This window comes from Calothrix sp. NIES-3974, from assembly GCF_002368395.1.
Lineage (GTDB): Bacteria > Cyanobacteriota > Cyanobacteriia > Cyanobacteriales > Nostocaceae > NIES-3974.
Genome location: NZ_AP018254.1, coordinates 4,783,437 through 4,797,660 on the forward strand (window position 1 = coordinate 4,783,437; position 14,224 = coordinate 4,797,660).

Sequence of the window (14,224 nt, forward strand, 5' to 3'; positions counted from 1 at the left end):
TTTCCGTCGCAACCAACTCTCCAAGACGGATTTTGGATTGACCTAATGGATACACTGGTTTGCTTTGTATCAAAATTAGTCAAGTCATATCTAATTACCCAATCATCTGTGGGAAATCTAATTGCCAAACTAAAAATCATGGAAATCAATTCATACTAATGGAATTAGGTAGATTGTTGTATCGATGCAGTCCTTAATTCACAAGTATTTATAGTTAAAAAAACTTATTAGATAATCTAATTTTCCCTGGATGAAAAATGAAGCTATATTTATTTATGCAAATACAACAATGGACTTAAGCGAAACTTCAGCTAAAATCAGCACCAAACTAATTAACAAACAAACTCGCAATTGCATTCATCAAATAAGGACTTTTGTATCTATCGATTCAAAATATTCAAAAATTTCCCAAAATATATCGGACTACTATCTGCTGTTACACTTTACACCTCTAAATATGTGAGCTTTTGGTTTAAATATTTAGTGCTTAAAGGTCAGCTGTAACCTGTCAATAAACCAAAAGGGAAATATATCAGCGTGCAAAGTATATTTGCTGTAAATTGTATTAGATATATATACTTATTCAGGTAAGTATCTCAAACAATACTACCTACACTGAGCATAGTAAAGCATAAACACAATTTTGTGAAATAAAGGAAATATAAATTAGGATTACCTGAGCATTTGTTCAACTATAGGTTTACAATTCGCTATATAACTAGCTAAAGTAATTGCTCTAATAAAATTTTCTCAAAGAATAATTAGTAAAGATAAATTTTTCCGAGATGATTTATCTTGTATCTTGATGGATATTTGGGGTGAGAAATCAGTTTTTTTGGATCAATGTCGCCTAAATATAGGAATCGTACTTGAACCTTATGAGGTATACTTATAAATAAAGCTTTGTATGACCAGCTTTCAGTTAGTTGGGGTCTTCAGAAATCAAATATGAGTGTCATAAAAAAAATTTTGCTCAAAACCTGAGTTTATGCTTCGCATATCTCCTTTGCTTTACTGCATAAATACTTAACCCATATTTTCCACAAGTGATTGTTCAGCGCTGAGTAAAGGTTTAGTTTTACCCTAATCCCTGAAAGTTGAAGAGGTTTGTCAGAAATCAGGTTTAACTGGTAGAAGTACTAATTAAGATGAATAAATCTGCTTTTGCTAGCAATTTTTCATCATTTTTCATACACTTGTGTTATTTAACAAATTTATTGAGAATTTGCCGAATACTACTTACCTGGTTCAAATAATCCGATTCACCCATCACCGGATTTTGCCAATCTAGAGTAATTGATTGTTCTAAACTAATCCAAGACTTGCATCCGCCATATTTACTGTTGTAGGGAATCAAAAAGGGTGTAGAGAACAAATAAACTCGCAATAACAAAATATATAAAGGTTGGCGTGGTTTCCACTTTAACCTTTCTTGAATAAATCGTTGATTCCAGATATGAAAAGGGAATAAACTTGCCAAATTATCAGCCGTAAAAATCGGTAAAATATCCGTAATTTCTGCCCAACTACTAATTTTTATTTCCAGAGGATGCCATCCCGACTCGACTGTTTTAACTTGTGTTCCATAGGAATCTTTAAGTAGTTCAGCATTTTGATGCTCATAGGTAGGAAATAATAAAACTTGAGTATGGTCAACCTGGAAGCGTCCCCCTTCTTCGCGAATACCACCTTTGCGCAACAACATGATGGTTTGTCCTGTTTCCAGTGCATTAATAGCAACAGACCATTCTTTTAATGCATGTGTAAGGAAAGTTGATGTCATCATCTGTGGTTCCGAAATTTTAGTAGGAATTGATGCAAAGGTAAAAGGGAATAGGGATAGGGAAGGGAGTAGGGAGTGGGGAGTAGTTTTAACCCAGAAATTCCTTTTTTTATTGGCTTCTAAAAATTACAGATGCAAGGTTTTTTCACTCTGTACGCCTATTGTTCGCACTTTTGAAGACTAAAATCCCGTCAATTCCTTGCAACATATAGAGACGCGATATATCGCGTCTTTACTATTTTTTTTTCAGCAAGCCCTAATTATTATTTATCAAAAACTGTAGGAGTTCTATGGAAATATTACACACAACTCACTACTCCCTACTCCCTACTCCCTTTACAGACGAACCGACGGGTCGTCTGTACTCCCTCATCTCAACAGATAATATTACTTATCGACCCAACCAAATTTTTATCTGGTCATACAAACTTGTACCACCCCAAACAACAGCAGCGATAATCGAAATACTGAGAATTCCACCCATTAAACATAAAACTAAACCAGCTAAACTAATTGCACCATCATCTTCTTGCAAACCAAAACCGGTGACAAAAATTCCCATCGCGGGTAAGGTATTTGTTCCCGGAATTGGAATCATCATTGATATCGCCATTAAACTAATTGCCGTACCAATAACTACCCTCCCTGGTAAAGTTGTACAAACATAGCTTAAACGAGGACGGGTAATTGCTTCTATTCTTTGTAACCAAGGGATTCCCGCTTTGATGAATTTTTGTGCTAATTCCAAATTAATGGGATGTTTAGCCATTTTTCGCGGTAGCCAAGGGGTTTTATTCCCAATAATTAATTGTACTGCTAAAACGAATAATAATACGCCAAAAGGAACTGAGTAACCAGGTGCAGGAACTGGTAAAGCGGAAGGAAGGGAAAGGATAACAAACAAAAATCCAAAAATTCGCTCCCCCGCAAGATTTAGTATTTCTGCTAAAGTTACTGTCTCTGAGCGTTCTTCTTCAAAAAAAAATCGTCCAAGTTCTTGAGAAAGTCTAGCCATAAATAATTACTACTATAGATGAGAATTTAGTTTCAATGTTGCAGAAAATACCACAGTTTATAGAGTTGAATCAAGCATTCGTTTGTAAAATTAGAGGGAGTGGGGAGAGACACAACATGTCGCGTCTGTACGGGAATAGGAAGTAGTATTAGGGTGTAAAGAAAGCCCTCGTGAGCAGGGGAATTTTCCTATCCTGATATATAGTTTGATTATTATTTGTGGTCATGAGGTTTAAATGGTATACTTCGCACGCTGATATATCTCTCTTTTAGTTTGTTGACGGTTTACAGGTGACAGTTGACTTTCAATCGTTAAGCATTTAACAGAAAACCTAAGTTGATGAAGGTGGAAAGTGTATGGTAACTTTGGCTTTATAGTGGCAATCTCTTGACTATATATTCACGGATATTTTGAGCAATCCTCATTAATTTCAATTTAATTAATACCAATTTAATATGAAGACGCATAGAAAGAACCCCACCCTAACCCTCCCCGATTACGGGGAGGGGACTAGATTTCTCCCTCTCCGTAGGTAAAGGAGTGGGTTCAAATTATGTGCAAATTTACATTAAATTTGGTATTAAGTAGAACGGCATATCGCATATCTCTATTTCCTAATCCCTACTCCCTACTCCCAAAAACGAGCTTGTTAAGTATAAAAATCGACTTTTCAAACACCCTCTTAAATGGTACGTGGGGTGAGAACTGTACCCACTTGGGGACTATACAGAGTCATGGCATACCTTTTATGCTGATAGCAATAGAGGAGAACTGATAGAACGCTAGTTATTGTGATGTAACTATAGGATAAACCCATGACTGCAACTCAAATTTCGGCAACTGATTTTTTCCGCGCAGCTTACGAAAACCGCTACACCTGGGATCAAAACTTTCCTGGTTACACGGCTGATATTACCTATAAACATGATGATAAGGAGTTTACAGGTCAAGTCCGCATTGGTGCTAACTTAAAAGGGGAAGTTACGGGGATCGATAACGAAGAAGCTCAAAAAGCTATCAACGGACAGATTTGGGAAATTGCGGTTCACCGGATTCGTCGTACTTTTGAAGAAACCCACGGTGCAAATACCTTTAGCTACGGTGAAACTGACGAAGCGGGAAATGTGGAAATCCTTATCGGTGGTAAATCGGCTGGTGATAAATACAAGGTTCGGGACAATATTGTCACCCTAGTCCATCGCCATATTCATGGTGTCGTTGTCACCATTAATACTTTTTCCGTCCATGATACGGGTGAAGGTTATCTTTCCCATACCTACGATTCTGTGTACCACGACCCGAAAACTGGTGAGCAAAAGGGTGGTGTAAGTAATTTCACTGATACTTACGAGAAAGTTGGAGATTATTATATCCTCAATCGTCGCACTATTACTACCCAAGTTGAGGGTGGTACATCCGTACAGGATTTCATTTTTTCCAATATTCAGTTATTAACACCGGAAGCTTAATGGGAAATTAATTGGAAATATCGCGATCGCCATATTTTCCCATCCAAGTTTAACCTAAACTACAAGTTACCAAACCAAGTTGGGACACACTTATTGATTGTAGGTAAGTGTGTCTTTTTCTTGTCACTGCTCCTTAATCACAGCATGACCCTGATTCCGGAAACTATCATAAATACGCTCTAGATGGGTGGCTAAAATTTGATACTTTTCCAGTTCTCCTAGTGTCACCCATACATGGTGAATAGCTTCTGCTGTCGGTTGTAGTTCTCCACCAATCACTTCTGCATCAAAAGTGATAATCACCTCATTTTTTTCTATTTTGGAATACACACCCACTAATTTAGTCAATTTGACAATCAGTCCGGTTTCTTCCCGAACCTCACGCAATAAACCGTCGCTAACACTTTCACCGGGTTCAATCCCACCTCCTGGTAAGTTATAAAAGGGAATATCCCCCCGATGGGAGATGAGAACTCGTTCTTGGGTGTCTCGAATAACTGCAAATGCACCGACTCGATGGGTGGGTGGAAGGATATTTTTGGTCATGGAGATAAATAATAAAGGAGACAGTAGAGACGACCCGTTGGGTCGTCTCTACCTATATTTTCATGACGAACCTAGACGACCCGTTGGGTCGTCTCTACCTAATCAACGCGAAATGTTTCCACGGTGGTTTGGAGTTTTTGGGAAATCGCGACGGTTTGTTGCAGGGATTGGGAAACTTGGTGGGATGAGGTGCTGGTGCGTTGGGATGCGGTGACGATTTGTTTCATCAGTTCAGCGATCGCTTGGGAGGTGTGGACTTGGGATTGGGTTGCTTGGGAAATTGATTGGACTAGCTGGTCTACTTGGTCAGATATTTGGATAATTTCTTTTAGTTTATGTTTTGTATCTTCTAATACCTGTGTCCCTTCCACAATATAGGTGGTTCCCGATTCCATTGCTTGGGCTAATTCGTTGGTTTCGGTTTGGATATTTTCCACGAGGTGTTCGATTTCGCGGGTGGCAAAACTGCATCTGGCGGCGAGTTCACCGACTTCTTCGGCAACGACTGCAAATCCGTGGGCTTCTTCTCCTGCGCGAGCGGCTTCGATTCCGGCGTTGATGGCGAGGAGGTTGGTTTGTTGGGATATTTGGTTAATTAGTGACACGACACGGGTGATTTGTTGGGTAGATTCACCGAGACGTTTGGTTTTTTTGGCGGTTTCACCGATGCTTTCCCGTAAAAACATGATTTTTTGAACAGTTAAATCCATTGCTTCACCGCTAGCTTGAGCGTTTTGAGCGGCGATTTCCACGACTGTTGCAGCTTGTTGAGCATTTTGGGCGATCGCGTGCATTGTGGTGGTCATCCCGTCAACTGCATTTAGGGTTTGCTCGATTTCCTGGGTTTGAGCGATCGCGTCTTCAGCTAGTTGACGAATGGCGATGGAGTTATCACCGATTGCTTGGTTGACCTGGACTGCGGTACTTTTAACTTGGGTGACGATATCCCGCAAACTTTCGACAATGGAGTTAAAGAAATCGGCTACTGTACCAATTTCTCCGTCTCGAACATCTGCACGGACGGTTAAATCTCCGCTTGCTGCTCCTTCAACGTCGCTTAATAGTTCTAGTAGTTGCAGCTGTAGGGTTTCTTTTTGTTCCCGTTCGCTTTGGGACATCTTTTCGGCTGTTTTGCGACTTTGTTCAATTTGTTGAAGTAGATCGGCTTGTTCTAAAGCATAACCGATTTGGGTGGCGACTTGGGTGCAAAGATTTATTTCCAGTTCTTGCCAAGTTCGAGGTTGTTTGCATTCTTGAATTACGAATAAACCCTGTAATTTTTGATTGGCAAATACCGGTGCTAACATGTAGGCTTTAACCTGGGATTTTTCTAGTTGTGCGATACTGGTTGCGCTCAATTTGGATTGGTGGATATCTCTAACTATTTCTAATGTTTCCGGGGTTAGTTCGGCTATTTTATCTCTGATATCGTAGGGATTATCGATTAATTCCCCAAAGCTTGCTATTGACTGGTAATCCACCGATTCGGAGATAATGCGACCTTGATAATTTTCATCCAATTGGTAGAATAATACCCGGCTAGCGGCTAAAGCTTCCCGTGTATTTGTCACTGCTGATTTGAGAATGCGATCGCGCTGCAATGATTCCCGCATTTCCCCGGTAATTTGGTTGAGCTTTAATGCTAGGTCGGTTTCACTTTTTTGATATTGGAATTGTTCCCGGATACAGTCTGCCATTGTATTAAAGCAAGTGGCTAGTTCCCCAATTTCATCATTAGCAAATACTTCCGCTTGGATATTACTGAAATTGGAGCCTTTTTGATTACTAATATTTTGGCTAAACTGCTGGGCTGTCTTTTGCAAATTTTTGATTGGTTGAGTAATACCTCGACGCAAAATACTATTCCAAATAGCAATCAGTACCAAGGCAATGATGACAACTAATATTTGCTCCAAAATACTTTGCCTTAACAAGTTATTAATACCAACTTCTGGTGTCCCCCTAACTAAGATTCCACTGGGTTCTTTATCGTAATCCATTCTAATTTCATCCCCTGCTTGGGTGATTTTACTCGGTACAGCTTGAGCCGCAACTGTATAACTTTGATTCCCTATTTGTAACCGTCCTGTGACGATTTGACCATTATTTCGACTTGCTGCATCCAGTAATTTTTGTCCTGCTTCCCCCAGGGTTATTCCCGGTATCGATTGGCGCGTATCACCCGATGTCGGTGTTTGTAGGGATGATGCTAGGGCTAGTTTGCCATCGGTTTGACGATAGTAAATTCCACTGTAACCACCATTTGTTGCTTTAATTGTTTCGGCGGGAATTACGGTTTTCCCATTAACAATATCACCGGAAACTAATGCTCCAACTACTGTTTTATTTGCAGTATCCCTGACGGGAGTAACAGTATAACGAATCAGTGCATCTTGATTTTGAAAACCATTTGGTAAGGTTGCCCCTTCTTTTTCTAAATCTGCCCATTTAATTGTTCTTGTCGCCTTGATTTGTTGGGGATTGGCAAATACTTCACTGACTAAATTATCAGGATTAAATATTTCTCCTGTTCTGTCATTATTGGCATTGACTACTATTTTTGAATCCCTACCCACCAAAGTTGCAAATTCTATTTTTCTGGCGATAATTTCATTAAAAAGTATGCCTTTTACTTCCGCTTTTAACCCCGGATTTACTGCTAATCCAGAATTGTAGGCAATTGCAGCTTTAATAATGGCTGGGTTATCCGCTTGTCCACGAAAACCAAAACCCATTTGATTAATCTTAATATTATAGGCAATATTAGTCACCGCTAGCTCGGATTTAGCCTGTTCTAATAATTGCGAACGTAATCCTTGGAAAGTAATCAAAGTTCCACCAATCCCAATCCCAATCACAGAAACTAACTGACACGCAATTAGAGCAATGGTTTGTTTTTGACTGATTGGCAAGTTATAAAATTTTTTTAACAGAGAATTATCAGTGTTTGCAGAAGCGGTTGACGACGAAGTAATTTGATTCCGATTGCTGATAGGGTTTACCATAGATAATCAAGCCGAATTTGGGAAAAATCTGTGTAAGCAGTTTGAATTATCACAACCGAAATATCAAGAATACATTATTACATCATCGAACAATTTTGGATTTTGGATTAAGGGTTAGGGAGTGGGGATAAACCAGTTTCATCTCCAAGAGAAGCTACGCTACTCGCATCTACGGTTTTGGTGTAAGTAATACATGTAGACTATTCCCCCATATTTCAGTATCTATATCTAGAGGATGGGAAACAATTCAACTTGAATCTGTCTACATAAAAACGGAAAGCCACGTATAATGATTGAGTCAAAGTACGCGGTAACTTCATTTTCATATCCGATGAAAATTGATTGTGTTCGCTTTTTCGTCACAGATGGGAATCTCTTTGCTAGCTGGTTGATTGATGTATTGGGGTTTGAATTGGTTTGGGGAAATCAGGAATTTCCCTGGATTGGGGAATTGTCTGAGGGAAACCATCCATCCCAACATACTTACATCCTGCAATCTGGTTCAGTCAGATTGATTGTATCGTCACCTCAACAACCCAGTGATGATGCAGTTAGATACCTACAAACCCATCCTCCAGGTGTGGGAGAAATTAGCTTTTTAGTGGATAATATTGAAGAAGCGATCGCTCGACTAGATCAAAATCAAATTCAAATTCTCACTCCCCTACAAGAACTTAAGCTGGAACATCAACAAATACGCTGGTTGACAATAGCTGGTTGGAGTTCTTTGACCCATATCTCCCATGTTCTGGTGGAAAGACGTTGGCTAACTGAGAATTTACCCTGCAATCACTCCCCATCTCCTTTAGAAATAGACCACATAGTCATTAATGTTCCCGACGGTGAATTAATTCCAGTCAGCAATTGGTACAAAAATATTCTCGGCTTCCAACCCCAACAAAGCTTCAACATTCAGACTGAAACATCTGGATTATGTAGTCAAGTGATGATGTCCCCCTGTGGTCGGGTACAAATCCCCATCAACCAACCGACAACAGCTAACTCCCAAATCCAGGAATTTATCAACGCTAATAACGGTGCTGGAATTCAGCATATTGCTCTTCGCTTACCCAACATTATTGATGCGATCACCCAACTTCGTCAACGTGGTTTACAGTTCCTCTCCGTTCCCCCCTCCTACTACACCAACGTCTGTCAACGTCATGGTTTTCCTTTAACGACAGCAGAATTACAAGCGATCGCCTCCCAACAAATTTTAGTTGATTGGCATCAAAATACTCCCTTTTCACCCCTGCTACAAATCTTTACCCAACCCATTTTTGCCGAACCAACTTTTTTCTTCGAGTTCATCGAACGTCGTCAACAAGCAAAGGGTTTTGGAGAAGGTAATTTCCGCGCTTTATTCACCGCAATCGAATCGGAACAGGATAAAAGGGGAACTTTGAGGAGTTGACTGGGAATACAGAATACAGAATACAGGAGATACAAATGATTTATAAAATCTTACATATGGGGTTGTTAGCTGTTAACAGTTGACATAAACAGCCATAAACTTTTCTGGGAGAAGACCTCCCCTAGGATACAGCCAAAACCAATATTTTTCACTACTCAAATCGGATTGCTATAATCCAAAATCCCAAATCCAAAATCGAATCATCAAATACACTTAATTGAATTAAATACCTGCTCTGCTTTGGCTTGCGTATTATCACCTATAGCCATGATACTAATCACCCGTTGAACATGCCCATCGGTAATTCTTGCCGAATATTGAATTGCGGGTTGGGTGCTATTTCGGGTAGTATCAATTTGTTCTCCTTTTTGAATTGTCACTTGGGTTGCTTGATTGCAAAGGGTTTTTGCTTCTGTGTAGGTGTCAGAAAAAATAAATTCACCCGTGATCGAATTTTCCAAAGCGATCGCGTCTCCTAAATTAATCGGAGTTTCTTCACTCATGCGATCGCTGGGAGCTTTACTTACATACAAAAATACATCGGAGGGTTCCGTGTCTCTTTTGACAATAGCGAAGGTTTCTGCACCGATACTCAAACCCAATACACCCGTCGAACCACCAGGAATTTGATAGTCCACTAAACTCCTGGCAACTTTCTCCGCACGGACAGGATTAAAAGTATTATTGAACATCCGCATTCCAATCCAAGCCAAACCAGTACCCATCAATGCGATCGCACCGATGAAAATCAAAATCGCTTCCCAGATACTCACCGGATATTGGGGAATCGGATTTTTGATATTCATGTCTGGATTAATATCTTGTTGTTGCATCGGTTTTGCTCTGGGACAATGGAAATAGTTTTCTGGATTTGTGTATTGACAGCAGAATTCAAGAATACAGGAGTAACACGGGTATTAATGTTGTAAAAATTACCTAATACTCCCCTGGAGACGACCCGACGACTCCCTACTCTCCTGGAGACGACCCGACGACTCCCTACTTCCCTGGAGACGACCCGACGGGTCGTCCCTACGCAAATTGTATGGGTTTGTGGGAAATCCGGGTTAAACGCTCACTTTAATTCCCAATTATACAACCACTGCGTGGAGGTAAATTTAAACTTAACATATCCATGTCACCCGTTTGCTCCCTGTTAATTTCCACCTGACCGTAAAGTATCTTTTCTGGGCGATACTTGAAATTAACTGCTTCAATATTGGCATGTGCAGGTGCGATTCCTGTATTCACTGCAACGATTAATTCTTCTCCATCATTTCCACTTTCTTGGCTCAAACTACGACTAAATACGTACAAATCACCTTGAGCATACAGTAAATTATACTCTCCAATGCGCAAACAGGGATAAAGGTGGCGTAGGGCAATTAGCTGACGGTGGGTATGAAGTAGTTCCTGATTCCAGTTCGATTCTGGGGGAAAACCACGACGACAATCGGGGTCAATCGCACCTGGTAAACCCACCTCATCGCCATAATAAATACTGGGTGCGCCGGGAAATGTCATCAAGAGTAATGTTGCTAATTTGACACTAGCCTCATCTCCGTCAGCGATTGTGATTAATCTCGCAGTATCGTGACTAGCCAATAAATTTAACTGGGTAAGTTGGATTTCCCAGGGGTAAAGTGTTAATAATTCTTGGATTTTCTCGGCATACTCAGGAGCAGATAGGGGAGGATAGGGTTGATAATCCCGCGATCGCACATGTTCCAAAATTACCCGCTCCCCAGCTGTAAATGCGATCGCTGCACTGGTAAATAGATAATTCATCACCCCGTCAAACTGGGTTCCATCCAACCACTGACGGGAATCTCCCCAGACCTCCCCGACAATATAAGCTTGGGGATTAATCGCTTTCACGCGATCGCGAAATTCCTGCCAAAAACCAGGTGTTTTAATTTCAAAGGGTACATCCAATCGCCAACCATCGATCCCGAATTCTAACCAATATTCGGCAATCTGCATGATGTATTCCCGCACATCAGGATGGTCGTGGTTAAATTCCGGTAAAGCACGGTTTCCAGCCCATCCTCGGTAATTAGCTGGAATATCTCCAGTATAGGGTGCAAGGGGCCAACCTTCAATCTTGAACCAATCTATCCAGGGAGAGTGGGGACCGTTTTCTAAGACATCATGGAAGAAGAAAAAACCCCGGCTACAATGATTAAATACCCCATCTAAAACAATTTTAATATTTCTGTTATGGGCTGCATCGAGTAATTCTTTAAAAGCGATATTTCCCCCCAGTATCGGGTCTACTTGATAATAATCATGGGTATGGTAGCGGTGATTGCAAGCAGATTGAAAAATTGGAGTAAAATATATCGCATTAATTCCCAAAGATGCAATATAATCCAGATTTTCCATGATTCCCCACAAATCCCCTCCTTTATATCCCTGTAGGGTCGGAGGAGCATCCCAATCCTCCCAATTTGGCTGTTGAATCAAGCGAGGATGAGCTTGTTTTCCCCTTGCAAAACGGTCTGGAAAAATTTGATAAAAAACGGCGTGTTTAACCCAATCTGGTGTCTGTATCTGCATGTATAGTTGTGTAATTAATATCTTTTAAAAAAAGTTCCCAACATCCTGAAATATAGTAACCCAAAATCGAAAATCCAAAATCCAAAATTGGCTTCATGGTCATCTTGCCAAATTTTCCCAAATTTACGATGCACCCAATGATAGAAATCAAATAATTATCAGTAGAGACGACCCACCGGGTCGTCTCTAGGTGGGTCGTCTCTAGGTGGGTCGTCTCTACCACGTATATCCCAATGCTGGTAAAAATCTTTGTACTGTTTTCAGTCGTAGGTAAGATACTAAACCGAAAATTTTCATGAATAATTTCCGAAAGGAAGATATATCGGTTTAGGTATAGAAGATGATGGCAAACCAAGAGATGGAGACTTTAATCCACAAGTATGTTACTGCATACAACAATTTTGATATCGAAGGAATGATTGCCTTAGTCCATCCAGAAGTGGTTTTTAAAAACGTTACAGGAAGTAATGTCAATGTAGAATTAATCGGTATTGAAGAATTACGCAAATTAGCAACGGAATCAAAATCACTGTTCTCATCACGACAGCAGACGATTAGGGATTTGACATTTAACCAAGATAAAGTCATGCTACAAATTGACTATGAAGCGGTATTAGCTGTAGATTTTCCCAATGGGATGAAAACCGGAGACACCCTGCGACTCAATGGATGCTCTGAATTTGAGTTTAAAGACGGTAAAATCTTCAAAATCACTGATTACAGTTAATTTTCTGATTCCCGATTCGTTTAATCCTTAAAGGTCTACTGTCACCAGTAAACTCTCAACAAACCCAAAAGTAAATATATCAGCCTGCAAAGTATAATTCAGAACGTGGTTTAATTCCTGGTAATAAAATCCTGATGTTCTTGACTTTGTAAACCCTGCTGTAACACAGCGAAAACTTGAGCAAGATTACCCGTCAACAATGCATTCACATCCAACCATAAACCGGGAAAAACCAGACTTTTAATTACACCATTTTCATCTTGACAAACAGAGATATACTCACTATTTTCCAGACTAAACCAGTCTAACTTATTTTCTAAGACTTGCCAAACGATATACTCCTGCACCCCATTACGACGATAGACCTTTTTCTTATCGTGTAAATCAATCGCAGCACTACTTGCAGCAATTTCCACAATTAATTCTGGCGCACCTTCGATATAATCATCCACACTCACCGTCGAACGACCACCCTGCTCCAACCTTAATAAAGCATCCGGTTGGGGTTCATTATCCGCGTCTAACCGTACCGTCACATTATCACCAATTTCAATTCCCGGTGTTGCAGCCAGATATGTCCCCAACCAAGTCATAATGTAAGCATGGGGTTGACCGTGACTTCTGTGACGGACGGGAGATGCCATAATAAATACAGTTCCTTCGATTAACTCAGCCTTTTTGAGATTCGACATAGCTTGGTAACGACGTTCAAACTCAACCCGTGTTAAGCGATCGCCATTTTCTAAAGGCAGAATTACCATATTCTGACCATGCTTGCTATCATGTCTCGCTGATGTTGTCATGGCTGTATTCCTCGACAATAAATTATCTCCTGAAGACCGTATTCTGTCTTCTACATACCTAAACTTTTAACGGAAACCACTGCTTCCACCCATCCCATGCTTTAACTATATTGGCAAATTCCTGATACCCCCGACTCCGGGGATGGGAACCATCATACCCATGCACTTCATCAAACCAGATAGTAGACTGTTTTAAAATCGGAAAAATATCTAAATAGGGTATCCCTAACTCTCGACAAATTCGTCCAAAATACATCGATAATTCTGCAATTCTTGTATTTTGGTCATTATCCAACATTGGTGGTGGTCCGACGAACAAAACCGGATATAATTCCTGCGCTCGACTTAATATTTCTCTGGTATTCAAGATTGTATTCAACAACGAAACCCTTCTATTACCATTTGCGATCGCGGTATCGTTAACACCAAAGCAAAATACCACCCGACCATCATACTCGGAAACCAATTCTGTTGGTAAACGATACACAACTTCACCATACCAACGCTCTTTTAACTGGGTGGTTGTTTCCCCTCGCACTCCCAAATTATAGTAGGTAATATCATAACCTTGCTGATGTGCATCAACACAAATTCTACCCGTCCATCCCAAACATTCCGGGTCTCCTGTTCCGTTGACAAAGGATTCTCCGACAAAACAGATTCTTGTTTGTGATGGTAGACGCGTAATGGGTGGTTTCACTTGGCAACCCTGGGAAAAATATTGTTCGAGAATACAAATTATATTCCCTTATTGGGCAAAATGGCAAAATCCATATGTCTCCGACTTACGGTATAGGGAGTGGGGAAAAATCACTTTCATGCATCCTGGTGTACGCAGTTCATGATGACTACTGAATTTCCGATTGATTGTTGTTAGGGGTTTACTTGTTTGACCTATCGCTG

The 14,224-nt window shown here is 40.3% G+C and carries 11 protein-coding genes; 3 read left to right on the forward strand and 8 right to left on the reverse strand.

The features are described 5' to 3' along the window. Positions 1 to 1,201 precede the first annotated feature (1,201 nt). Positions 1,202 to 1,786, reverse strand: coding sequence for a DUF1802 family protein (locus CDC37_RS19280; protein ID WP_096624227.1), 585 nt, complete (start codon positions 1,784 to 1,786; stop codon positions 1,202 to 1,204). Between the two features lie 388 nt (positions 1,787 to 2,174). Continuing rightward, positions 2,175 to 2,798, reverse strand: a complete 624-nt coding sequence (locus CDC37_RS19285; protein WP_096624229.1) for an exopolysaccharide biosynthesis protein — start codon at positions 2,796 to 2,798, stop codon at positions 2,175 to 2,177. An 815-nt stretch (positions 2,799 to 3,613) separates the two neighbouring features. On the opposite strand from CDC37_RS19285, the gene CDC37_RS19290 reads away from it, so the two are divergent. Then, positions 3,614 to 4,267, forward strand: coding sequence for a DUF3386 domain-containing protein (locus tag CDC37_RS19290; RefSeq protein WP_096624231.1), 654 nt, complete (start codon positions 3,614 to 3,616; stop codon positions 4,265 to 4,267). 123 nt (positions 4,268 to 4,390) lie between these two features. On the opposite strand, the gene CDC37_RS19295 is transcribed toward CDC37_RS19290, so the two are convergent. Further along, complete coding sequence (locus CDC37_RS19295; protein WP_096624233.1) at positions 4,391 to 4,813, reverse strand: NUDIX hydrolase; 423 nt, start codon at positions 4,811 to 4,813, stop codon at positions 4,391 to 4,393. Between the two features lie 98 nt (positions 4,814 to 4,911). Further along, positions 4,912 to 7,818 (reverse strand): methyl-accepting chemotaxis protein, encoded by a 2,907-nt coding sequence (locus CDC37_RS19300; protein ID WP_096624235.1) that lies wholly within the window; start codon positions 7,816 to 7,818, stop codon positions 4,912 to 4,914. Between the two features lie 331 nt (positions 7,819 to 8,149). Here CDC37_RS19300 and hppD point away from each other — a divergent pair, with 331 nt between their 5' ends. Next, the gene (gene hppD, locus CDC37_RS19305) at positions 8,150 to 9,232 is read left to right on the forward strand and encodes a 4-hydroxyphenylpyruvate dioxygenase (protein ID WP_096624237.1); all 1,083 of its coding nucleotides are present in this window, start codon (positions 8,150 to 8,152) and stop codon (positions 9,230 to 9,232) included. A gap of 203 nt (positions 9,233 to 9,435) precedes the next feature. On the opposite strand, the gene CDC37_RS19310 is transcribed toward hppD, so the two are convergent. Continuing rightward, the gene (locus CDC37_RS19310; RefSeq protein ID WP_096624239.1) at positions 9,436 to 10,065 is read right to left on the reverse strand and encodes a hypothetical protein; all 630 of its coding nucleotides are present in this window, start codon (positions 10,063 to 10,065) and stop codon (positions 9,436 to 9,438) included. A 247-nt stretch (positions 10,066 to 10,312) separates the two neighbouring features. After that, positions 10,313 to 11,791, reverse strand: coding sequence for a glycoside hydrolase family 13 protein (locus CDC37_RS19315; RefSeq protein WP_096624241.1), 1,479 nt, complete (start codon positions 11,789 to 11,791; stop codon positions 10,313 to 10,315). Positions 11,792 to 12,131: 340 nt separating this feature from the next. On the opposite strand from CDC37_RS19315, the gene CDC37_RS19320 reads away from it, so the two are divergent. Next, positions 12,132 to 12,518 (forward strand): nuclear transport factor 2 family protein, encoded by a 387-nt coding sequence (locus CDC37_RS19320; protein WP_197707020.1) that lies wholly within the window; start codon positions 12,132 to 12,134, stop codon positions 12,516 to 12,518. Positions 12,519 to 12,628: 110 nt separating this feature from the next. Here CDC37_RS19320 and CDC37_RS19325 read toward each other — a convergent pair whose 3' ends face one another. Together CDC37_RS19325 and CDC37_RS19330 are read right to left on the reverse strand one after the other, a co-directional pair. Beyond that, positions 12,629 to 13,321, reverse strand: a complete 693-nt coding sequence (locus tag CDC37_RS19325) for a Uma2 family endonuclease (RefSeq protein ID WP_096624245.1) — start codon at positions 13,319 to 13,321, stop codon at positions 12,629 to 12,631. Positions 13,322 to 13,379: 58 nt separating this feature from the next. Next, the gene (locus CDC37_RS19330) at positions 13,380 to 14,021 is read right to left on the reverse strand and encodes a GDSL-type esterase/lipase family protein (RefSeq protein WP_231943113.1); all 642 of its coding nucleotides are present in this window, start codon (positions 14,019 to 14,021) and stop codon (positions 13,380 to 13,382) included. Positions 14,022 to 14,224: the final 203 nt, after the last annotated feature.

Bases quoted from the DNA above. Each gene is read 5' to 3' on its own strand.
- CDC37_RS19320 (WP_197707020.1), top strand. From the start codon at position 12,132: ATGATGGCAAACCAAGAGATGGAGACTTTAATCCACAAGTATGTTACT.
- CDC37_RS19325 (WP_096624245.1), bottom strand. From the start codon at position 13,321: ATGACAACATCAGCGAGACATGATAGCAAGCATGGTCAGAATATGGTA.
- CDC37_RS19295 (WP_096624233.1), bottom strand. From the start codon at position 4,813: ATGACCAAAAATATCCTTCCACCCACCCATCGAGTCGGTGCATTTGCA.
- CDC37_RS19290 (WP_096624231.1), top strand. From the start codon at position 3,614: ATGACTGCAACTCAAATTTCGGCAACTGATTTTTTCCGCGCAGCTTAC.
- CDC37_RS19310 (WP_096624239.1), bottom strand. From the start codon at position 10,065: ATGCAACAACAAGATATTAATCCAGACATGAATATCAAAAATCCGATT.
- CDC37_RS19280 (WP_096624227.1), bottom strand. From the start codon at position 1,786: ATGATGACATCAACTTTCCTTACACATGCATTAAAAGAATGGTCTGTT.
- hppD (WP_096624237.1), top strand. From the start codon at position 8,150: ATGAAAATTGATTGTGTTCGCTTTTTCGTCACAGATGGGAATCTCTTT.
- CDC37_RS19285 (WP_096624229.1), bottom strand. From the start codon at position 2,798: ATGGCTAGACTTTCTCAAGAACTTGGACGATTTTTTTTTGAAGAAGAA.
- CDC37_RS19315 (WP_096624241.1), bottom strand. From the start codon at position 11,791: ATGCAGATACAGACACCAGATTGGGTTAAACACGCCGTTTTTTATCAA.
- CDC37_RS19300 (WP_096624235.1), bottom strand. From the start codon at position 7,818: ATGGTAAACCCTATCAGCAATCGGAATCAAATTACTTCGTCGTCAACC.